The sequence below is a fragment of the Streptomyces uncialis genome (assembly GCF_036250755.1).
Classification (GTDB): Bacteria; Actinomycetota; Actinomycetes; order Streptomycetales; family Streptomycetaceae; genus Streptomyces; species Streptomyces uncialis.
On the sequence record NZ_CP109583.1, the window covers coordinates 2,100,657 to 2,122,210 of the forward strand.

Consider the following 21,554-nt stretch of genomic DNA (forward strand, 5'->3'; position numbering starts at 1 on the left):
TCGCGCCGGGCCCGGACGGCGTCCCGGGCCCGGCGCGCATCCGGTCAGCGCTGGTGGAAGACGACCTCGGGATTGCCCGGGGTGGGTCCGTCGAGCACCGGCCGTGCGATGCCCCGCAGATGCTGGTCGAAGAACGCCGTCACATACCCCCGGGTGATCTCGGCGGAACGCTTGCCCGAGAGCGCGGGGTTCTGCGGCGCGCCCGGTATTCCGTCGGCGAGCGCGGGTCCGTCGACAAAGCTCAGATGGTGGCTTCCGCCGACGGTGAGCCAGCGCTTCCAGCCGTCCAGCCGGGGCCAGTTGGAGTGCCAGCTCCAGAACTCGTCCTTGGCCTGGTCGTGCCCTTCACCGAGGAGCATGAAGGGGCGGTTCCCGATCCCCGTCGCCGGTACCTCCTGGATGAAGCTGCCGTCCATGTTCACCCCGGCCCGGACCCGCGGGTCGGTCGCCATGGTCTGCGCGGCGCTGTTCCCGCCGATGGAGTGCCCGGCCATGCCGATCCGCCGGTCGTCGATCATCCGGGCGTGCCGCCAGGGCGGCCGGTTGTCCGTCAGCCGGTCGAGCAGGAAGGACACGTCCTTCGCCCGCCCGACCGACACCGCGGCGTACGCCCGGATGTCGCCCGCCTGCTCCAGGGTGCGGCAGGACGTGCAGGGCAGGACGCCCTGGCCCGGATAGGCGGTGGCCTCGGACTCGTAGGGGTGGTCGACGGACGCCACCACGTAGCCCCGGCTGGCCAGTTCCTCGGCCAGCAGCGTCAGTGACGTCCTGGGCAGCGAGAACCCGGGGGACAGCACCACGAGCGGATGCTTCCCGCGCGCGGGGACGGCCCGGTCCCGTGCGTGGGTACGGGTGGCGGCGACCTTGTCCGCGTGCTCGGCGGGTATCAGCTGACCCATCCCCGTCCGGGTCAGCAGCAGCCGGGACTCCTCCGCGCTCATGTACGGCCTGGCGGCGGGCTTCCCGGTGCCCTCGCGCGCCGGATAGTGCATGGACACGAGCAGCTTGCGCGCCCCGGAGGACGGCACCCAGTGGTCGGTGCGGCTGCGGTCCTTCAACTGGAAGGTACTGGTCCCCACGGCATGCTTCCCGGTGGGCGCGGGCAGCTCCAGCGGGGGGACGGGGGCGGTGCGCGCGGCCCCGGCGGACGGGGCCGCGGTGGCGGGGCCCGCGAGAGTCAGCGGCAGGGCGAGCAGAAGCAGGGCGGCGACTGCGCCGCGGCGGATTCTTGTCATGTAACGACATTAGTACGGGCGTTGGAGCGGCCCATCGGCGGCGAGTAGGACATGCGGGTCCCGCGTTCGTCCTACTTGCTCATATGTGTCCGGCCGGGCCGCGCGTGTCTCCGGCCGGGGCGCCCGGCGGGGGACGCCCGGTCCGCTCGACCCGTTCCCCGGCTTGTCCGCATCCCCGGCTCGCTCGTCCGGCCCGCACGCCCGTACCGTGCTGAGCCACGACGGGGAGCGCCCCGCCCGGCCCCGTCAGTCGGCGCGCAGCAGCTTCGCGAGCCGTCCGTCGCCGCTCACGCGCGCGTGGCCCTCGCGTACCGCTTCCACCAGGGTCAGTTCGGCGCGGGCGACCGCCGCGCAGGTGGCCATGGAGAGGGACAGCAGGGCGTCCGGGTCACGGGGGGCCGGGCCCTCGGCGTAGGGCGCGGCGGGGTGGTCCCCGGCGGTGTCCCCGAGGTGGACGTGGAAGGCGGTGCCCTCGTCGAGGCGTACCTCCACCAGTCCCTCGGCGCCGAGTTCGGCGAGGCGGCGGCGCAGCGGGAGGGCGAACCAGTGGGCGCGTACGGCGTCGGTGGGGCCGGGGCCGGTGAGCGCGGCAGCGCCCCAGTCGGCGAGCGCGTCGAGGACCGGGAGCAGGGCGGCGCCGCGTCCGGTGAGTGTGTAGACGGTGGCGGAGGCGGGCGCGGGGAGTCTGCGGCGTTCGGCGAGGCCGTCGCGTTCCATGTCCCTGAGGCGGGTCGCCAGCATGTCGGTGCTGACGCCGGGCAGGTCGGCGTGCAGATCGGTGTAGCGGCGGGGTCCGGCGAGCAGTTCCCGGGCGATCAGCAGGGTCCAGCGGTCGCCCACGGCGTCCAGGGCGCGGGCGGCGGCGCAGTACTGGTCGTAGCTGCGGCGGGGACGGCCCGGCGCGGCATGCGGCTGACGTGGCATGTGGCGCAGTCTAGCCAAGTTGTTGGACTTTCCAAGCGGTCACTTGGTAAAACCAAGTAACACAGTACCGGGCACCGGTCCGCCGCACGGAACGGCGTCGAAGCCCCACAGGGTCTGGGAGGCCAGCGCATGGAGTTCCGGCAGTCGAGCAAGTTGAACGAGGTCTGTTACGAGATCCGCGGCCCGGTCATCGAACAGGCGAACGCGCTGGAGGAGGCGGGTCACACCGTCCTCCGGCTGAACACGGGCAACCCCGCGCTGTTCGGGTTCGAGGCGCCCGAGGAGATCGTCCAGGACATGATCCGGATGCTTCCGCAGGCCCATGGGTACACCGACTCACGCGGCATACTGTCCGCCCGGCGCGCGGTCGCGCAGCGGTACCAGACGCTCGGTCTGGACGTCGGCGTGGACGATGTGTTCCTCGGCAACGGCGTGTCCGAACTGGTCTCCATGGCCGTGCAGGCGCTCCTGGAGGACGGGGACGAGGTCCTCGTACCGGCGCCGGACTTCCCGCTGTGGACGGCCGTCACCACGCTCGCGGGCGGCAAGGCGGTGCACTATCTGTGCGACGAGCAGGCCGAGTGGTACCCGGACCTCGACGACATGGCGTCGAAGATCACCGACCGCACCCGGGCCGTCGTCATCATCAACCCGAACAACCCGACGGGCGCGGTCTACCCGAAGGAGATCGTCGAAGGCATCCTCGACCTGGCCCGCCGTCATCAGCTGATGGTCCTCGCGGACGAGATCTACGACCAGATCCTGTACGACGACGCCGTGCACCACTCGGCCGCGGCGCTCGCCCCCGACCTGGTCGTGCTCACCTTCTGCGGACTGTCGAAGACCCACCGGGTCGCGGGGTTCCGCTCCGGCTGGCTGGTCGTCACCGGCCCCCGGCAGCACGCCCGCAACTATCTGGAGGGGCTGACCATGCTGGCGTCCATGCGGCTGTGCGCCAACGCGCCCGCCCAGTACGCCATCCAGGCCGCCCTCGGCGGCCGGCAGACCATCCATGAGCTGACCGCCCCGGGCGGGCGGCTGTGCGAACAGCGCGACCGCGCGTGGGAGAAGCTCAACGAGATCCCCGGGGTGTCCTGCGTGAAGCCCAAGGGGGCCCTGTACGCGTTCCCGCGCATCGACCCGGCCGTGCACCCCATCCACGACGACGAGCGGTTCGTCCTGGACCTGCTGCTGCGGGAGAAGATCCAGGTCGTCCAGGGCACCGGCTTCAACTGGCCGCGCCCCGACCACTTCCGCATCCTCACCCTGCCGCACGTGGACGACCTGGACGCCGCGATCAGCCGGATCGGCCGGTTCCTCAGCGGGTACCGGCAGTGAGCGCGCCGCCGGGCGCCACTTCCGGTGGGCGCGCGTGATCGGCCACGCGCGCGTGGCCGACGACAGCGCCTCCGGTGGTATCAAGGACCCATGGGTGATCTTCTTCTCGTCCGGCACGGAGAGACCGAGTGGTCCCTCTCCGGACAGCACACGAGCTGGACGGACCTGCCGCTCACCGACAACGGCCGCGCGCAGGCCCGCTCGCTGGCCCCGCTGCTGACCTCGCACCACCTCGCGAGCGCGATCAGCAGCCCGATGAAGCGCGCCCGGGAGACCGCCGAGCTGGCCGGGCTGACCGGCGTCCGGATCGACCCGGACCTGCGGGAATGGGACTACGGCGGGTACGAGGGGATCACCACCGTCGAGATCCACCGCACCCGGCCCGGCTGGTTCCTGTTCGACGACGGGGTGGCCCCGGGGCCGCCCGAGCACCCCGGGGAGAGTCCCGAGGAGGTGGGGGCGCGGGCCGACCGGATGCTGGCCAAGGCGGACGCCGCACTCGCCAACCACGAGGGCAGTGTCGTCCTGATCGCCCACGGGCACTTCCTGCGGGTCCTGGCCGCCCGGCGGCTCGGGCTGCCGCCGTCCCACGGGGCGCTGTTCCAGCTGGCGACCGGGACCGTGTGCCGGCTGAGCACCGAGCACGGCCGGCCCGTCGTCGCGGGCTGGAATGTCAGACCCTCGTCGTAGGCTGCGGACAGCGGGGAGTTCACGGGGGATTCGCCGCGCCGGGGCCCGTCGCCGGGAGCGCCGTACCGCGCTCCCGGCGGCCGGGCGCCGGTTCCGAGGGAGTGTTGCCCGAGGGGAGCATCGGCCATGGCACGACCACCGAGCGCCGCCCAGCTGCGGATGATCGCCGCGGCCGAGTCCGTGACCGGGCGGCTGCGGGGCACACCGGCGCAGCTCGCCGCGCTGGGGCGGCTGCGGCTCGCGTTCCGCCATCCGCGCCCGCCGCACGACTGGTTCCTCACCCCGGCCGGGCACCGGCTGCGGGAGGCGCCGCGGGGCGCGGAGCCGCCGCCGGTCACCGCCCCGGCGGCGGACCCCGGAGCGCCGCCCCGGGACACCGGGGTGTTCGCGGCCCGGGTCGGCGGCGAGGCGCCCGGCCCCGGCGGTCCCGGCCGGGCCCGCGAGGTGCACAGCGCGTGGGCGGGGCTGCTGGAGATGCGGCGGATGACCCACACCGACGGGTCCACGGAACGGCCGTGCGGATGGGAGCGGACCCATCTCATACCGGCGGCGGCGCTCGCCCTGGAGGCGGCGGGCCGCGTGCCCCGGACCACGGAGTCCGACGGCTACGAGGTCGCGGGCTCCGCCCAGCCCGAGGCGGTCACCGTACGCGCGGGCGACAGCGACGGGCTGCGCGCCTGCGCGGACGCGCTCACGCGCGCGGGATGGCAGGTCTCGGAGCACCAAGAGCCCCGTACGGGACACCGCTACCTCCTCGCCTCCCCCCGCCGCGTCTGACCGGGCCGCGTCCGGCCGTGTTGTGTACGGCGTGACCGTGTACATCTCCGGCTTGCACGGCGTGACCGCGTCCGGCGTACCCGGGTCGCACGGCCGACAGCGACAGCGACAGCGACAGCGACAGCGACAGCGACAGCGACAGCGACAGCGACAGCGACAGCGACAGCGACACGGCAAAGCGTCCCGTCCCGTCCCGACACGGCCAGTCACACAAAATCCTGCTTTCCCCGCATTCCGGCCACACCGGATACACATGATCCCGACCTCGCGGACCGTCGAGGCCCGTGCGGCGCGGTGGCCACCGTGCCGCTCGGGCTCCCCACCCATGGAGGCCCCATGCCGCTCCCCCGCCGTGCCCTGCTGTCCGCCGCCGCCGGTTCGGCCGGGGCGGCCGTCGCGGCCTGCTCCGGCATGGGGGCGGGCGGGGGCTCCGCCCACGCGCTGGGCGCGGCGGGGGACGGCGGGCCCGCCGCGCGGGCCGCGCGGCGGCTGCTGCCACGCCACGCGGACCAGCTGGACTTCCGTGCGGTTCCCGGCGGCGGCCCGGACACCTTCCGGATCTCGGGGACCAAGGGCCGGATCACCCTCAGCGGCGGCACCCCGGCGGTCCAGCTCACGGCGCTGCGCTGGTACTTGAAGCACACCGCGCACGCCAACATCACCTGGGCGGGCGAGCAGCTCGACCTGCCCGCGGTGCTGCCCGCGCCCGCCCGGCCGACCACGCGCACCGCGCGCGTGCCCCACCGGTACGCGCTGAACGACACCAACGACGGCTACACGGGCGCCTACCGGGACTGGGCGTACTGGGAGCGGGAGCTGGACGTGCTCGCGCTGCACGGCTACAACGCGGTCTTCGTCCAGGCGGGCGCCGAGGCCGTGTACCACCGGGTCTTCCAGGAGTTCGGGTACGGCGAGGCGGAGCTGAGGAACTGGATTCCCGGCCCCGCCCATCAGCCGTGGTGGCTGCTCCAGAACCTCGCCGGGTTCCCCGACCCGCCGTCCCGGCAGCTCATCGACGCGCGCGTGGCGCTCGGCCGCCGGATCTGCGGGCGGCTCCGGGAGCTGGGTATGAGCCCGGTCCTGCCGGGCTGGTTCGGCACGGTGCCGCCGGACTTCGCGGCCCGCGTCCAGGACGCGCGTACGGTGCCCCAGGGCATCTGGTACGGCTTCCCCCGGCCGGACTGGCTGGACCCGCGGTCGGGGGCGTTCAGCCGGGTGGCGCGGGCGTACTACCGGGTCCAGGAGGAGCTGTTCGGCGCCACCGGGCTGTACAAGATGGATCTGCTGCACGAGGGCGGCAGCCCCGGCGACGTACCGGTCGCGGAGGCGGCGCGCGCGGTGGAGGGCGCGCTGCGGCGGGCGCATCCGGAGGCGGTGTGGGTGACCCTCGGCTGGCGCACCAACCCGCCGCGCGCGGTGGTGGACGCGGTGGACCCGGAGCGGACGCTGATCGTGGACGGCATCGCCGACCGCTTCCCGCGCACCACCGACCGCGAGACCGACTGGAACGGCGTCCCGTACGCGTACGGCTCGATCTGGAACTTCGGCGGCCACACCGTCCTCGGTGCCAACGCGGCCGAGTGGGCGCGGTCGTACCCGGCCGCGCTGGAGCGTCCCGGCAGCGCGCTGCGGGGCATCGCGCTGATGCCGGAGGCCGCCGACAACAACCCGGCCGCCTTCGAGCTGTTCTCCGAGCTCGCCTGGCTGGACGGCGGGCCGGACCTCAGGGCGTGGTTCGCCACCTGGGCGCGTGCCCGGTACGGCGGGCGGGACCCGCACGCGGCGGCGGCCTGGGACCGGCTGCGGCGAACCGTGTACGGGACGACGCGGGACGACTCATGGAGTGAGGGCGCCGACGGGCTGTTCGGGGCCCGTCCCGCGCTGAACGCGGTCCGGGCGGCCCGCTGGTCGCCGAAGGCGGTGCGTTACGACGCGGCCGAGTTCGCGCCCGCGCTGGACGAACTGCTGCGGGTGCGGGCCGGACTGCGGAAGTCGGCCGCGTACCGCAGGGACCTGCTGGACGTGGCGCGCCAGTCGCTGTCGAACCGCGGCCGGGAGCTGCTGCCCCGGGTGCGGGCCGCGTACGACGGCAAGGACGCCGTCCTGTTCGAGCGGCTGACCCGGCGGTGGCTGGAGCTCATGGACCTGATGGAACGTCTGCTGACGACCGATGGTGACCATCTGCTGGGCCGGTATCTCGCGGACGCCCGCGCGTGGGGCCCCGACCGGGCCGAGGGCGACCGGCTGGCGTACGACGCGCTGTCGCTGATCACGGTCTGGGGCCCCCGCGCCGCCGCGGACGCGGGGCTGCGCGACTACGGCAACCGTGAATGGGCGGGCCTGGTCGGCGGCTTGTACCGGCTGCGCTGGTCGATGTACTTCGACTCGCTGTCCGAGGCGCTGCGTACCGGCGGCAGGCCCCGGACCATCGACTGGTTCGCGGTGGACGACCGCTGGACGCGGGCCCCCGGCCGTCCGGTGACCCGTCCGTCGGGCAGCGTGTACGAGGTGGCGCGCGAGGTCCGCGACCGGCTCGCGGCGCAGGACTGACCGGCGGGCACCGGGCACCGGGCCCAGCTTCAATCCCCGGCGGCGATCCGGGTGAGCCGGCGGGCCTGTTCGCGGGTGGTGCGGGCGATGGCGTCCTCGTCGTCGTGCAGGAGCCGGCCGTCCTGGACCACGGGTCGGCCGCCGACCAGGGACAGGGTGACCGGGGCCGGAGCGCCGAGGACGAGCGCGGCCACCGGGTCCGCTATGGAGGCGTGGGCGAGGGTGTCGAGCTGCCACAGGACCAGGTCGGCGAGCTTGCCGGGCTCGATCGAGCCGATCTCGCCGGCCCGCCCGAGGACCTGGGCACCGCCGTACGTACCGAGCCGCAGTGCCTGCCGGACGCCGAGCGCCCGCTGCTGGTGCGGTCCGAGGCGGTTGACGAGCAGGGCGTTGCGCAGCTCCGTGTGCAGCTCGCCGGTCTCGTTGGACGCGGTTCCGTCGACGCCGAGGCCGACGGGCACCCCGGCGGCGAGCAGATCGGGGACCCGGGCGATCCCGGCACCGAGGCGGGCGTTGGACGACGGGCAGTGGGCGACCCCGGTGCGGGTACGGGCGAAGGCGTCGATGTCCGCGTCGCTCATCCATACGCAGTGGGCCATCCAGACGTCCTCGCCGAGCCAGCCGGTGGACGCGAGGTAGTCGGTGGGGCCCATGCCGAACCGCTCGCGGCAGAAGCTGTCCTCCTCCCTGGTCTCCGAGCCGTGGGTGTGCAGCCGTACTCCCTTGCTGCGGGCGAGTTCCGCTCCCCGGACGAGGAGTTCGGTGCTCACGGAGAAGGGCGAGCAGGGCGCGACGGCGATCTGGGTGAGCGCGCCGGGCGAGGGGTCGTGGTGGGCGTCGATGGTCGCCTCGGTGGCGGCCAGCGCGTCGTCGAGGCTCTCCACGGCGAAGTCCGGGGGCAGCCCGCCCGCGGACTCGCCCAGGTCCATGGAACCGCGGGCGAGGGTGAACCGCAGGCCCATGGCGGACGCCGCGCCGATGATGGTCCCGGACAGGTCGCCGGAGCCGCGCGGGAAGACGTAGTGGTGGTCCATGGCGGTGGTGACCCCGCCGCGCGCCATCATCGCGAGGGAGCCGCGCGCGGCGGCGTGGACCATGGGCTCGTCGATCCGGGCCCAGACCGGGTAGAGGGCCACCAGCCAGTCGAACAGATGGTGGTCGGTGGCGAGGCCCCGGGTGAGCCACTGGTAGAAGTGGTGATGGGTGTTGACCAGGCCCGGGGTGAGCAGATGGCCGGTGCCGTCGATCCGGCGCGTCCCGTCGGCGGGTCCGGCGGGCGCGGGGCCGGGGCCGACGGATTCGATACGGTCGCCGTGGACCACGACATGCCCGCGCCGGTACTCGGTGCCGTCGGCGTCGACGGTCGCGACGGCGCAGTTCTCGATGACGAGCCGCCGGGGGCCGTGGTGAGCCGGCATCCTGTGTCCTTCCTGGGCGGGTCAGGGGGCCGAGGTCCCAGAGCGGGTCAGGGGTGGCTGAGGTCCACGGGGATGCGGGGTTCGACGCCGTCGCGGACGACGGTGGCCTCGATCAGGCCGTACGGGCGGTCGGCCACGCGGTACACCTCGTTGTCGTTGTCGAGCCCGAACGGCTCCAGGTCGACGAGGAAGTGGTGCTTGTTCGGGAGGGACAGGCGGACCTCCGCGATCTCCGGGCGGTGCTCGATGATCCGGGCGCCCATGGCGTACAGGGTCTGCTGGAGGGAGAGGGAGTACGTCCCGGCGAACGCCTGGAGCGCGTGGTCCCTGGTCCGCGTCCAGGACGTGTCCCAGGCGGGCGCGGGTTCGGCGTCGTCGCTCCAGTGGAAGCGCCAGCGGGCGGACACCTCGGTGGCGAGTATCCGGTCGTACGCCTCCGGGAGGGTGGTGTACGGGTCCTTGGTGTAGCCCCAGAACTCCGAGTGCGTGGAGTTCAGCACGACCAGACCGGTCAGCCCGGAGACCACTTCCCACCGGGCCCCGTCGTAGGTGATCTGGGTGACCCGGGTCTCCTGGCCGCGGCGGACGAAGGAGTGCCTGGGCTCGGGGGTCCCGGCGGGGCGGGGAGCGGGTGCCTCTATGCGGTCCCACGCGTATTCCTCGATCCGGACCCGGGCCCGGTGGATCGGCTCCTGGGTGGTGACGAAGTGCCGGGCGAGGAGCAGGCCGAACCCCTCGGCCGACGCGATGCCGTGCTCCTTCGCGAAGGCGTACACGGTGTTCTTGACGGTGTCGGTCGGCAGGACGTTGGTGTTGCGGCCGTGGTGGTGGACCTCGGCCATCTCCCCGGACAGCGCGACGGAGACGTTCAGGTCCTTCAGATGGTGGGTGGCGCCGTCCCGGGTGATCCGCACGACCCGGGTCTCGGCCTTGCCGTACTGGTTCTGCGCGAGCACGGCCGGGGCGGGACCGGCGGGGCCGGTCGAGGCGCGGTGGTTGTCCGTCATGGTCCGTCAGCTCCCCCGGTACACGGAGTAGCCGAAGGGACTGAGCAGCAGCGGTACGTGGTAGTGCTCGCCCGCGACGACGGCGAAGGTGACCGCCACCTCCGGGAAGAACGCGGGTGCCGTCCCGTCCCGGGGCGGCCCGGTGTACGGTCCGACCTCGAAGTCGAGCCGGACATGCGCGGTGTCCGGCGGCGGGGCGGGGAGGTCCGCGCATCGCCCGTCGGCGTCGGTCCGCGCCCCGCCGAGGTCCCGCCAGGGGTCGCCCGGACCGGGACGGGCCGCGAGCCGTACGGCGACGCCCTCGGCGGGGCGGCCCCGGGCGGTGTCCAGGACATGGGTGGACACGGACGGTGGGCGAGGGACGGTGACGGCACTCATGTGTGCTCCCCTTCGAGCAGTCGGATCAGCCGGACGCGGTTGATCCTCCCCAGTTCGGTGCGGACGGTCTCCCGTTCCCGTTCGGGCGTGTTGCCGAGCCGTTCCCTGGCCGCGTCCCGCATCTGACCGGCCGTACGGCCGGTGGCGCAGATCAGGAAGACATGGCCGAACCGTTCCTGGTAGGCGAGGTTGAGGTCGAGCAGGTCGGCCCGGAGCTCCGCGGAGGCACCGGCCATGCCCCGCTGTTCCCGTGCGGAGGCGCCGGGTTCGGGACGCCCGATCGGCGGATGCGCGGCCAGTGCCTCGGCGAGGTCGGCGGGTTCCAGCCCCGCGGTGACGGTGTCGGCGGCGGCGAGCAGCTCACCGTCCGAGAGGTACGGGCGCCGGGCGAGCAGGGCGTCGATCCACGCGGCGGAGGCGCACACCGCACGGAGTTCGGCGGTCGCGGCGTCCCGCGACAGGGCGTTGAACCGGGCGCTGCCCGCACTCGCTGACGATGTCACGGACGGCCTCCGGGGGCTGGTGCCGGACGGGTGCGGACAGCTAACGCCAGCGACGCCGCCGCGTCAACACTTTGTTGAACAACGGCGTTCGGTGTCGTGCCCCGCCCCCGGGGCCCGCGGCCACCGGGGGTCAGCCGTCCTCGGCCGCGCTCTCCCGGCTCGGAGGGTTCGCCGCGCTCGGGCGGCTCTCCCCGTCCGGAAGGTTCGCCCCGTCCGGAAGGTTCGCCCGGTTCGGATGGGTCTCCCTGCCCGGATGGGTCTGACTGCTCGGAGGGGTCTCCCGGTTCAGGTAGTTGTAGACGGTGAAGCGGCTGACGCCGAGCGCTCCGGCGACGGTCTCCACCCCGTGCCGCACGGCGAAGGCGCCGCGGGCCTCCAGGCTCCGGACGACCCGCTGCTTGGCCTTGCGGTCGAGTTCCGCGAGGGGCCTGCCCCAGGTGCGCTCCAGTCCGGCGAGGATGCGGTCGAGGGATTCCGCGAGACGCGGCAGCCGGACGGCGACCACGTCCCGGCCCTCCCAGGCGAGGACGATGTCGTCGTCACCGGCCTGCTCCGGCGGGAGCAGTTCGCCGCCCATCGCGTCCACGAGCGGGGCGACGGCGGCGACGAAGGGGCCGGTCGGGGCGTCGTTCACCGGTCGCCCTCCCGGGCACCGGCGGCCGGGGCGGGGCCTTCGTCGGCGAGGACGTTCAGCTGGACGGAGATCCGGGTCGCCCCCGCGCCGAGGGTCCGGCGCAGCAGCTCGCCGACCGCGCCGAGCACCGCGTCCGCCCGGCCTTCGGCGGTGTTGCCGAACGGGCCGACGTCGACGGCGTCGAGACCCGCGTCCTCGATGACCTCACGGGCGACCAGGGCGTGCCCCGGCGTCTCGTCGAGATCGAAGGGCTCGGTCGTGAACTCCACCCTCAGCCGCACCGCGCCTCCTGGGTTTCCGGCTCCGGTCCGCGGGGCGGAGGCGTCCGCACGGCGGTCCCGGATGCTCGGGGACGACCCTAACGGACCCGCCCCCGGGTGTTCGGCGGAGTCCACCGGCCGGCAGCCCCGCGGCGAACAGCCCGTGCGCCACCATCCCCCCGCGGTCGTGGCCCACGACCGCCACCAGGGACAACGCGCGGCGGGCCGGGTGCCCGATCCGACGGCCGGGCGGCCCGGGCGGGTGAACCGCCGGGCGGGGCGATCCCCGGGCGACCCCTTGACAGCGCGCGACCCCCCGGGCAGCATTTCCGTACAGCAGAAACATATTTCCACCATACGGAATTCATAGAGGGTGATGGCATGACGGCAGAAGGGGCGCGGGCCATGACGGACTTCTCGACGGACCAGGCCGCCGGACGGCGCTACACGGTGAACCTGTCGATCCTCTTCACCGAACTGCCCCTGCTGGAGCGCCCGGCGGCAGCCGCCGCGGCCGGTTTCACCGCGGCCGAGCTGTGGTGGCCCTGGATCGACGCCCCCGAGCCGCCGTCCGCCGAACGGGACGCGCTCAAGGACGCGTTCGAGGACGCGGGCGTACGGCTCACCGGGCTCAACTTCTACGCGGGGCGGCTGCCGGGCCCCGACCGGGGCGCCCTCTCCCTGCCGGGCGAGGAGTCGGAGCGGTTCCGTGCGAACATCGCCGCCGCCGCGGACTTCGCCGGGTCACTGGGCTGCGGCGCGCTGAACGCCCTGTACGGCAACCGGGTCGACGGCACCGACCCGGCCGAGCAGGACGCGATCGCCCTCACCAACCTCCAGCTCGCCGCGCGCGCCGCCGACCGGATCGGGGCCGTTCTGCTGATCGAGGCCCTGAACCGCGCGGAGTCCCCGCGCTACCCGCTGGCGAGCGCGCCCGCCGCGATCGAGGTCGTGGACCGGGTGAACACCGAGACCGGTCTCGGCAACGCCCGCTTCCTGATGGACCTCTACCACCTGGCCATGAACGGCGAGGACCTGCCGACGGTCATCGACCGGTACACCCCCCGCACCGGGCATGTGCAGATCGCCGACAACCCGGGCCGCGGCGCCCCCGGTACGGGCTCCCTGCCGCTCGCGGACCTGCTCCGGCGGCTGGACAAGGCCGGGTACGGCGGCTGGATCGGGCTGGAGTACAAGCCGGGCGACGGACCCAGCGCGGCGGCCTTCGACTGGCTGCCCCCGGCCGACCGGGCGGCGCGCTGACCGCACGACGTCCACCCCGCGCCCGCCGGCGTCCACCGCACCCACCGCGTGCTTCACGGCCACCGCGCCCACCACGACCACGGCGGACCGCCGAGACCGCCCGGACCGAGGACGCACGGTCCCGGCGGGGCCGCGGCCGCCGCCCCTCACCACCCACCAGAGAGTCGAGAGAGGTCCCCATGACCACACCGCTTCCGCAGGTCGCCTGGATCGGCCTCGGCATCATGGGCTCCCCCATGTCCGAGAACCTGATCAAAGCCGGATACCGGGTCACCGGCCATACCCTCGAACAGGCCAAGCTGGACCGGCTGACCGCGGCCGGGGGCACCGCCGCCGCCTCGGTGGCACAGGCCGTGGCGCAGGCCGACATCATCGTCACGATGGTGCCCGCCTCCCCGCAGGTCGAGGCCATCGCCTACGGCCCGGAAGGCATCCTGGCGCACGCCCGGCCCGGCGCCCTGCTCATCGACATGTCCTCGATCACCCCGCGGACCTCCGTGGAGCTGGCCGCGGCCGGTGCGGAACGGGGGCTGCGGGTCCTCGACGCCCCGGTGTCGGGTGGTGAGGCGGGGGCCGTCGAGGCCACCCTGTCCATCATGGCGGGCGGCGAGGCGGCCGACTTCGAGGCCGCGAAGCCGCTGTTCGACGCGCTCGGCACCACGGTCGTCCACTGCGGGCCGCACGGCTCGGGCCAGACGGTGAAGGCGGCCAACCAGCTCATCGTCGCCGTCAACATCCAGGCGTGCGCGGAGGCCGTGGTCTTCCTGGAGAAGTCCGGCGTCGACCTGGGCGCCGCGCTGGACGTGCTGAACGGCGGGCTCGCCGGTTCGACCGTACTGACCCGCAAGCGCGACAACTTCCTCACCCGCGACTTCGCCCCGGGCTTCCGTATCGACCTGCACCACAAGGACCTGGGAATCGTCACCGACGCGGCCCGGACCGTCGGGGCGGCGCTGCCGCTCGGGGCGGTCGTGGCCCAACTCGTGGCGTCCCTGCGGGCGCAGGGCGACGGCGGACTCGATCACTCGGCGCTGCTGCGCTCGGTGGAACGGCTCTCCGGCACACAGGTCTGACGCCCCCGGGGGTCAGGACACCTCCGAGGGCCTGACACCTCCGGAGCTCCGACACCTTCGAGGGCCTGACGCCTCCGGAGGCGTCGGACACCTTCGGAGGTCCGGCCCGACGGCCCCGTGCGGGGCGCCCGGCACCCTCGTCCGCTCCCGGGTGTCCCGCACGGTCCCTCGTCCGGCGGGGGCTTCATCCTTCCGGGCCGTGGCGGCGCCGACATCTGTCCTGTCGCGCCCAGGTGCCGCCACGGCCCGGGACCTGAACGCGGTCCCCGCCGGACCGCACGGCAGCCCGTGCACCGGGACGACACCTCCCCCATGGTGTCGCCCCCCGGTGCACGGGCTGCCGCGTTCCCTACTCCGCTTCCCGGCCGCCCGCTTCGGCGGTGCGGCCGACGAGCCGTTCGTACCGCTGTCTGGCGGCCTGCGGGGTACCGAGGCCGAGGCCGAACGCGATCTCGGGCCAGGTCATCCCCCGCCCCCGCGCCATCTGGAGCAGCCCGGTCTCCAGTTCGTCCATCTCACCGCGCACCCGTGGCACCAGGCTCAGGGCGGCGGTGATGTCGGCCCGGTCCACCTCCGGCTCACCGTCGTCGAGCCGCGCGGCCCCGCTGAGCAGGAACGACACCAGCCGGACCGCTTCGTGCGGAGCGAGCACGGAGGGATGGATCTGCCGCAGCCGCTGCTCGTCGGTGGCCGCGTGCCGCTCCGCGATACGGAACAGCGAGGCATGGACGCGATGCGCCCGCGCCTGGTCCGGGTGCGGAGGGGTGAAGGGGTCGGCGGGCGGGTCGGAACCGGGCCGACCGGACGCCGCCGGGCCGGAGGCCGCCCGCTCGGAGGCCACGCGGCCGGGGCCGGTCTCTTCGGGGCCGGTCTCTTCGGAAGTGGTCTGTTCGGGTGTCGCTGCCATCCGGCCAGCATGGCCGACAGCACGACATGCAGTCAACTCTTCATTGTGAACACTTCGTTCATCACGAGAAGCGCACCCTGGAGCCCCGGAGCGTCGACCCCGCTCCGCGACCGCCGTACACCCAGCCGGACGCCCCGGCCGGGACATGACCGGCCGGGGCACCCGGGGATCGCGGGGCATCCGGGGACACTCAGGGGCACCCCGCGATCGCAGGGCACCCCGGGATCGCGGGGGCATCCCCCGCCCCTCACCCCGTCAGGGCTTCAGCGGGGTGAGGGAAGTCGGCGCGTGCCACGACTCCGTGGCGATGTCCTCGAACTCCGTGACATCGCTGATGTCGGCCGTCCGGCTCATGGCGATGTTCGTGATGCGCTCCAGGATCACCTCGACCACCACCGGCACCCGGAACTCCGCCGCCAGCTTGCGGGCCTGCGCGAACGCCGCGCCCAGCTCCGCCGGGTCCGTCACCCGCAGGGCCTTGCAGCCGAGGCCCTCCGCGACCTTCACATGGTCGACCCCGTACACGCCCAGCTCGGGCGAGTTGATGTTCTCGAACTCCAGGTTCACCTGGAAGTCGATGCCCAGCCCGAGCTGGGCCTGGCGGATCAGGCCGAGATACGCGTTGTTGACCAGGACATGGACGTACGGGATGCGGTGCTGGGCGCCGACGGCCAGTTCCTCGATCATGAACTGGAAGTCGTAGTCACCGGAGAGCGCGACGACCGGGTTGAGCGGGTCGGCGGTGGCGACCCCGAGTGCCGCGGGGATGGTCCAGCCCAGCGGGCCGGCCTGTCCGCAGTTGATCCAGTGCCGGGGGCGGAAGACATGGAGCATCTGCGCGCCCGCGATCTGCGAGAGGCCGATGGTGGTGACGTACCGGGTGTCCGGCCCGAACGCCTTGTTCATCTCCTCGTAGACCCGCTGGGGCTTGATGGGGATGTCGTCGAAGTGGGTGCGGCGCTGGAGGGTGGCCCTGCGCTCGCCCACGGAGGCGACCCAGTCGGCGCGGTCGGGCAGCTCGCCCGCGTCGCGCAGTTCACGCGCGGCGGCGACGAACAGCTCCAGGGCGGCCTTCGCGTCGGAGGCGATGCCGTAGTCCGGGGCGAAGATCCGCCCGATCTGGGTCGGCTCGATGTCGACGTGCACGAAGGTACGGCCCTCGGTGTAGACGTCCATCCGGTAGCCGGTGTGCCGGTTGGCCCAGCGGTTGCCGATACCGAGGACGAAGTCCGACGCCAGGAACGTCGCGTTGCCGTGGCGGTGCGAGGTCTGGAGGCCGACCATCCCGGCGTTCAGCTCATGGTCGTCGGCGATGGCCCCCCACCCCATCAGGGTCGGCACGACAGGAGTTCCCGTCAGCTCCGCGAACTCCACCAGCAGTTCGGCGGCGTCGGCGTTGATGACACCGCCGCCCGCGACGATCAGCGGGCGCTCGGACGCCAGCAGGTAGGAGAGGGCCTTGTCGATCTGGGCGCGGGTCGCGGCGGGCCGGTGGACGGGCAGCGGGGTGTAGGTCTCCGGGTCGAACTCGATCTCGGTGAGCTGCACATCGATCGGCAGATCGATCAGGACCGGCCCCGGGCGCCCGGACCGCATCAGATGGAACGCCTGCTGGAAGACGCCCGGGACCTGCGCCGCCTCCAGGACGGTCATCGCCATCTTGGTGACGGGACGGGCGATCGAGGCGATGTCCACCGCCTGGAAGTCCTCCTTGTGGAGCACCGCGGTGGGCGCCTGCCCGGTGATGCACAGGATCGGGATCGAGTCACCGGTGGCGGAGTACAGCCCGGTGATCATGTCGGTGCCGGCCGGGCCCGACGTACCGATGCACACGCCGATGTTGCCGGGGTGGGTGCGGGTGTAGCCCTCCGCCATGTGCGAGGCGCCCTCGACATGGCGGGCGAGGGTGTGCCCGATGCCGCCACCCTCCTTGAGCGCCTTGTAGAAGGGGTTGATGGCCGCTCCCGGCACACCGAACGCGTGGCTGACGCCCTCGCGCTTGAGGATCTCGACTGCCGCGCGGGCAGCGGTCATACGAGCCATGGGGTGCTCCTGCTGATCTCGACTGGTCTCGGCCGGGAGTCCGGCTCGCCGTCGCGCCCCGCGACGAGCGGCCTCCGTCCAACTCCGCGCGTGCGTACGCGCTCTCACCGCCGCGGTCCGCGCACCTGACGTGCACTTTCCGCATTACGGAAACTTTATTCTGCTATACGGAAGTAATGTAGGCAGGTGGGCCGGGCAGCGTCAAGGGCGGGGCGCACGGGACGTCCGGGGAGCGCGCCGGCGCGCGGGCATGCCCATAGGCCGGTGGCATACGCGGGGAACGGCTGCGCGGACGGGGAGTTGTGGAGCACGATGGATGTCCTGTCCGCGGGCCGCTCCGAGCGGCGGCCGGGGCGGGGTCCCGTCCACGGACCACCGAGCCGAGTCCTGGAGAGGTCATGGCCGAGAGCGTGCCGGTGCGATGCCCGGTCTGCCGCCGCGATCATCAGTTCACCGCGACCGCCTACCCCTGTCCGTGCGGGGAGCCCGTCGCTCCCCCGCTGGACCCGGGCGGCGCACCCGAGGAGGTGACCGACCGGGCGTGGTCGGCGGACTGGGTGACCGTCCCGTGCCGGGCGTGCGCCCGCGCGGACGACTGGCCCCGGCCCGAACTCGGCTGCCCCTGCGGGGCGGTGCTGCGGATACCGCTGCGCGGTACCGGGCAGGGCACGCCGCCTGTGGCCGCGCCTTCGGTCCGCCCGGCCCATATCCCGCTGCCCGCGACGGCGCCGACGCCCCGGCCCGCGTTCCGTCCGATGGCGATCCGTACCGCGCGGGACGCCGTGACGGCCACGGCGCTGTATCTGCGCTGGCTGGGGTTCCGGGACATCCGGCGGGCCGCCTGGCCGGTGCCGTCCGGGGTGGGGCTCGCGGCCGAAGGTCTGTTCGCGGTCGTCGAGCCGACGGTGCGGGTCACGTCGGTCCGGGACGTGGAGTGCTTATGGCTGACCGCGCTGAGCGAGTCCGTGACCTGCGTCTACGTCACCCTCGCGGGATACGGGGACGGCGCCCGGGAGCGGGCCGACTCGCTGGGCGTCCCGCTGTTCGTGGTGGACCTCGCGGGGGTGCCGCAGCCGGCGAACGGGGCGGGCGAGGAACTGGTGGTCGGCGGGGCGTAGCCCGCCGCGGGGGAACGCGTAGCCCGCCGTAGAGAAAGGAAGGGGTGTCCGGGCCCCGCGCCGACACGGGGCCCGGACGTCTCAGTCCGCGTATCTCTCGCGGAGTTCGATCTTGCGGACCTTGCCGCTGACCGTCATGGGGAAGGCGTCGAGGAGTCGCAGCCTGCTGGGGATCTTGTAGTGGGCGAGCCGGTCGTGGCAGTACGCCCGCAGCTCGTCCAGGGTGACGGGGTCGTCCGGGTCACGGGGGATGACACAGGCCAGGACCTCCTCCCCGTACCGTTCGTCGGGCACGCCGACGACCTGCACATCGGCGATCTTCGGATGGAGGTGGAGGAACTCCTCGATCTCCCGGGGGTAGATGTTCTCGCCACCGCGGATGATCATGTCCTTGATCCGGCCGACGATCTCCACATAGCCGTCCTCGCGCATCACCGCGAGGTCACCCGTGTGCATCCACCGTGCCGGGTCGACGGCCTCCGCGGTCCGTTCGGGCTCGTCCCAGTAGCCGAGCATCACGCCGTAGCCCCGGGTGCACAGCTCACCGGCGGTGCCGCGCGGCAGGGTCGTCCCGTCGACCGGGTCGACGACCTTCACCTCGGTGTGCGGCAGGACCCGGCCCACCGTGGCGGTGCGGCGTTCGAGGTCGTCGTCGCGGCGGGTCTGCGCGGAGACCGGGGAGGTCTCCGTCATGCCGTAGCAGATCGACACCTCGGCCATGTTCATCTCCGACATGACCCGCTTCATCACCTCGGCCGGACACGTCGAGCCCGCCATGATCCCGGTGCGCAGCGACGACAGGTCGTACATCGCGAAGTCACGGAGGTTCAGCTCGGCGATGAACATCGTCGGTACGCCGTACAGGGCGGTGCAGCGTTCCTGTTCGACGGCCTGGAGGGTGGCGACGGGGTCGAAGGACGGGGCCGGGATCACCACACAGGCGCCGTGCGTGGTGGCCGCGAGATTGCCGAGGACCATGCCGAAGCAGTGGTAGAAGGGCACCGGCAGACAGATGCGGTCCGCCTCGGTGTAGCCGACCGTACGGCCCACCCAGTAGCCGTTGTTGAGGATGTTGTGGTGGGAGAGGGTGGCGCCCTTGGGGAAACCGGTGGTGCCGGAGGTGTACTGGATGTTCACCGGGTCGTCGCAGCTCAGTTCGGCGGCGCGGGCCGTCAGCCGGTCCTGGAGGTGCGGTGCCCCGGCGGCGAGGAGGTCCGTCCAGGAGCTCTCCCCGAAGAACGCCGTCTCGCGCAGTTCGGGGCACTTCTCCCGGACCTGGCGGACCAGTACGCGGTAGTCGCTGCCGCGGTGGCCCGCCGAGGCGAGCAGGACGGACACCCCGGACTGGCGCAGCACGTACTCCAGCTCGTGCGCGCGGTAGGCCGGGTTGACGTTGACCATGATCGCGCCGAGCCGGGCGGTGGCGTACTGCACGAACATCCACTCGGGGCAGTTGACCGCCCAGATGCCGACCCGGTCCCCCTTGAGGACGCCCCTGGCGAGCAGCGCGCGGGCCACCCGGTCCACCTCGGCGCTGAAGGCCGCGTAGGTCCAGCGGCGGCCGGACACCACGTCGACCAGGGCCTCGCGGCCGGGGAAGGCGGCGACCGCGCGGTCGAGGTTCTCGCCGATGGTGTCGCCGAGCAGCGGCACGGTGCTGGTGCCGTGGTCGTAGGACGCGGTGGGGGCGGTGGCCGCGAGGGGGCCGGGGGCGGTCATCGGTGGTCCTCCTCGCGGTACTCGGCCGACGCGTCACGGGCGGTGCGTTCCCGCAGTTCGACCCGGCGGATCTTGCCGGAGACCGTCTTCGGCAGATCCGCGAACTCCAGCCGCCGGATGCGCTTGTAGGGCGCGAGGACCCGCCGCGAGTGCTCGAACAGCAGCTTCGCGGTGTCCGGGCCCGGTTCATGCCCGGCGGCCAGCACGATGTACGCCTTGGGGACGGCGAGCCGGACCGGGTCGGGCGCGGGGACGACAGCCGCCTCGGCCACCGCCTCGTGCTCCAGCAGGGCGCTCTCCAGCTCGAACGGGCTGATCTTGTAGTCGGAGGCCTTGAAAACATCGTCCCGGCGCCCGATAAAAGTGACATATCCGTCGGCGTCCACGGAGCCGACGTCGCCCGTGCGGTAGTAGCCGTCCGCCATCGCCTCGGCGGTGTGTCCGGGGTCGCCGTGGTAGCCGGTCATGACACCGACGGGGCGGTCCGCGAGGTCGACGGCGATCTCCCCCTCGGCGGCGCCGGGTTCCCCGGTCAGCGGGTCGAGGAGAACCACCCGGTAGCCAGGGCTCGGACGGCCCATGGAACCGGACTTCAGCGGCTGACCAGGGCTGTTGGAGACCTGGACGGCGGTCTCCGTCTGCCCGAACCCGTCCCGGACGGTCACCCCCCAGGCCTGCCGCACCCGCTCGATGACCTCCGGGTTCAGCGGCTCCCCCGCGGCGACCACCTCACGCGGCGGGGTGCGCAGCGCGCCGAGGTCGGCCTGGATGAGCATCCGCCACACCGTCGGCGGGGCGCAGAACGTGGTGACCCGCGCGCGGTCCATCGCGGCCATGAGCCGGGCCGCGTCGAAGCGGGTGTAGTTGTGGAGGAAGACGGTCGCCTCGGCGTTCCACGGGGCGAAGAGGTTCGACCAGGCGTGTTTGGCCCAGCCGGGTGACGAGATGTTCAGATGCACGTCCCCGGGCTGGATGCCGATCCAGTACATGGTGGCCAGATGGCCCACCGGGTACGACACATGGGTCTGTTCGACGAGTTTGGGCCGGGCCGTCGTCCCGGAGGTGAAGTACAGCATCAGCGGGTCGTCCGCGAGGGTCACCCCGTCGGGTACGAAGTCCTCGGGCGCGGCGGCGCTCTCCTCGTAGCGGAGCCAGCCCGCGACCGGGGCACCGACCGCGACCCGGGTGAAGCCGCCGGGCACGTCGTCGAACTTCGCGGTGTCCTCCGACCGGGCGATCACATGACGGACCGCGCCGCGCGTCACCCGGTCGCGCAGATCGGCGGGTCCCAGCAGCGGGGTGGCGGGGATGACGACGGCCCGCAGCTTCATCGCGGCGAGCGCGGTCTCCCACAGTTCCGTCTGGTTGCCGAGCATCACCAGCACCCGGTCCCCGGCGCCGACGCCCCGCGCCCGCAGCCAGTTGGCGACCTGTGCGGACCGGCGGGACATCGCGGCGAACCCCGTCCTGCGCTCGCTGCCGTCCTCCTCGACGATGTGCAGGGCGGTCCGGTCGTTGCCCTCGGCGATCACGTCGAACCAGTCGAGCGCCCAGTTGAAGCGCTCGGGGCGCGGCCAGCGGAAACCCTCGTACGCGGTGTCACGGTCGGTGCGGTGCCGCAGCAGGAAGTCCCGCGCGGCACGGAACTCGTCGGTGGCGCTGGTCGCGTTCATGCGTCCTCCTCGTCACGGCTCCACCCGGACCCTTGCCTACCATC

General features: G+C 73.1%; 18 protein-coding genes and 1 pseudogene. 7 read left to right on the top strand and 12 right to left on the bottom strand.

From position 1 onward, the window contains the following. Positions 1-44: 44 nt before the first annotated feature. Positions 45-1,235 (bottom strand): alpha/beta hydrolase family protein, encoded by a 1,191-nt coding sequence (locus OG711_RS08510; RefSeq protein ID WP_266507002.1) that lies wholly within the window; start codon positions 1,233-1,235, stop codon positions 45-47. 246 nt (positions 1,236-1,481) lie between these two features. Next, positions 1,482-2,159 (bottom strand): winged helix-turn-helix transcriptional regulator, encoded by a 678-nt coding sequence (locus tag OG711_RS08515; RefSeq protein WP_073790011.1) that lies wholly within the window; start codon positions 2,157-2,159, stop codon positions 1,482-1,484. A gap of 129 nt (positions 2,160-2,288) precedes the next feature. Between OG711_RS08515 and OG711_RS08520 the strand changes: the two genes are divergently transcribed. The 4 genes from OG711_RS08520 to OG711_RS08535 all read left to right on the top strand — a co-directional run bounded on the left by OG711_RS08520 (position 2,289) and on the right by OG711_RS08535 (position 7,514). Continuing rightward, positions 2,289-3,497, top strand: a complete 1,209-nt coding sequence (locus tag OG711_RS08520) for a pyridoxal phosphate-dependent aminotransferase (RefSeq protein ID WP_073790009.1) — start codon at positions 2,289-2,291, stop codon at positions 3,495-3,497. A gap of 90 nt (positions 3,498-3,587) precedes the next feature. Then, the gene (locus OG711_RS08525; RefSeq protein ID WP_073790006.1) at positions 3,588-4,187 is read left to right on the top strand and encodes a histidine phosphatase family protein; all 600 of its coding nucleotides are present in this window, start codon (positions 3,588-3,590) and stop codon (positions 4,185-4,187) included. Between the two features lie 126 nt (positions 4,188-4,313). Further along, on the top strand, positions 4,314-4,964 hold the full coding sequence (locus tag OG711_RS08530; RefSeq protein ID WP_266507007.1) for a hypothetical protein: 651 nt from the start codon (positions 4,314-4,316) through the stop codon (positions 4,962-4,964). 336 nt (positions 4,965-5,300) lie between these two features. Next, a complete protein-coding gene (locus OG711_RS08535; RefSeq protein ID WP_329558951.1) occupies positions 5,301-7,514 on the top strand; it encodes an alpha-N-acetylglucosaminidase in 2,214 nt (737 codons plus the stop codon). 29 nt (positions 7,515-7,543) lie between these two features. Here OG711_RS08535 and OG711_RS08540 read toward each other — a convergent pair whose 3' ends face one another. From OG711_RS08540 to OG711_RS08565, 6 genes and pseudogenes are all read right to left on the bottom strand, one after another. Next, the gene (locus tag OG711_RS08540) at positions 7,544-8,932 is read right to left on the bottom strand and encodes an 8-oxoguanine deaminase (RefSeq protein WP_329558952.1); all 1,389 of its coding nucleotides are present in this window, start codon (positions 8,930-8,932) and stop codon (positions 7,544-7,546) included. Positions 8,933-8,979: 47 nt separating this feature from the next. Beyond that, positions 8,980-9,939, bottom strand: a complete 960-nt coding sequence (gene pucL / locus OG711_RS08545) for a factor-independent urate hydroxylase (protein WP_329558953.1) — start codon at positions 9,937-9,939, stop codon at positions 8,980-8,982. 6 nt (positions 9,940-9,945) lie between these two features. Then, positions 9,946-10,317, bottom strand: coding sequence for a hydroxyisourate hydrolase (gene uraH, locus OG711_RS08550; RefSeq protein WP_073789994.1), 372 nt, complete (start codon positions 10,315-10,317; stop codon positions 9,946-9,948). Further along, the gene (uraD, locus tag OG711_RS08555; protein ID WP_329558954.1) at positions 10,314-10,820 is read right to left on the bottom strand and encodes a 2-oxo-4-hydroxy-4-carboxy-5-ureidoimidazoline decarboxylase; all 507 of its coding nucleotides are present in this window, start codon (positions 10,818-10,820) and stop codon (positions 10,314-10,316) included. Before uraD ends, uraH begins: the two co-directional genes overlap by 4 nt. 277 nt (positions 10,821-11,097) lie before the next feature. Then, positions 11,098-11,397, bottom strand: a pseudogene (locus OG711_RS08560) (helix-turn-helix domain-containing protein); the annotation flags it as partial. A 53-nt stretch (positions 11,398-11,450) separates the two neighbouring features. Next, complete coding sequence (locus OG711_RS08565) at positions 11,451-11,735, bottom strand: hypothetical protein (RefSeq protein WP_073789989.1); 285 nt, start codon at positions 11,733-11,735, stop codon at positions 11,451-11,453. Between the two features lie 360 nt (positions 11,736-12,095). Here OG711_RS08565 and OG711_RS08570 point away from each other — a divergent pair, with 360 nt between their 5' ends. Both OG711_RS08570 and OG711_RS08575 read left to right on the top strand, forming a co-directional pair. Next, a complete protein-coding gene (locus tag OG711_RS08570; RefSeq protein WP_405673003.1) occupies positions 12,096-12,977 on the top strand; it encodes a TIM barrel protein in 882 nt (293 codons plus the stop codon). 179 nt (positions 12,978-13,156) lie between these two features. Continuing rightward, on the top strand, positions 13,157-14,050 hold the full coding sequence (locus OG711_RS08575) for a 2-hydroxy-3-oxopropionate reductase (RefSeq protein WP_266507017.1): 894 nt from the start codon (positions 13,157-13,159) through the stop codon (positions 14,048-14,050). Between the two features lie 349 nt (positions 14,051-14,399). On the opposite strand, the gene OG711_RS08580 is transcribed toward OG711_RS08575, so the two are convergent. Then, positions 14,400-14,957 carry a DNA-binding protein gene (locus tag OG711_RS08580; RefSeq protein ID WP_329558955.1) on the bottom strand — a complete coding sequence of 186 codons (558 nt, stop codon included), beginning with the start codon at positions 14,955-14,957 and terminating at the stop codon, positions 14,400-14,402. Between the two features lie 255 nt (positions 14,958-15,212). Beyond that, on the bottom strand, positions 15,213-17,000 hold the full coding sequence (gcl, locus tag OG711_RS08585; RefSeq protein ID WP_329558956.1) for a glyoxylate carboligase: 1,788 nt from the start codon (positions 16,998-17,000) through the stop codon (positions 15,213-15,215). A 398-nt stretch (positions 17,001-17,398) separates the two neighbouring features. Between gcl and OG711_RS08590 the strand changes: the two genes are divergently transcribed. Further along, the gene (locus OG711_RS08590) at positions 17,399-18,118 is read left to right on the top strand and encodes a hypothetical protein (protein ID WP_329558957.1); all 720 of its coding nucleotides are present in this window, start codon (positions 17,399-17,401) and stop codon (positions 18,116-18,118) included. Between the two features lie 81 nt (positions 18,119-18,199). On the opposite strand, the gene OG711_RS08595 is transcribed toward OG711_RS08590, so the two are convergent. Both OG711_RS08595 and OG711_RS08600 read right to left on the bottom strand, forming a co-directional pair. Further along, positions 18,200-19,837: an AMP-binding protein gene (locus tag OG711_RS08595; protein ID WP_329558958.1), complete on the bottom strand. Its 1,638-nt coding sequence runs from the start codon at positions 19,835-19,837 to the stop codon at positions 18,200-18,202. Next, a complete protein-coding gene (locus OG711_RS08600; RefSeq protein WP_329558959.1) occupies positions 19,834-21,510 on the bottom strand; it encodes an AMP-binding protein in 1,677 nt (558 codons plus the stop codon). Before OG711_RS08600 ends, OG711_RS08595 begins: the two co-directional genes overlap by 4 nt. Positions 21,511-21,554 lie beyond the last annotated feature (44 nt).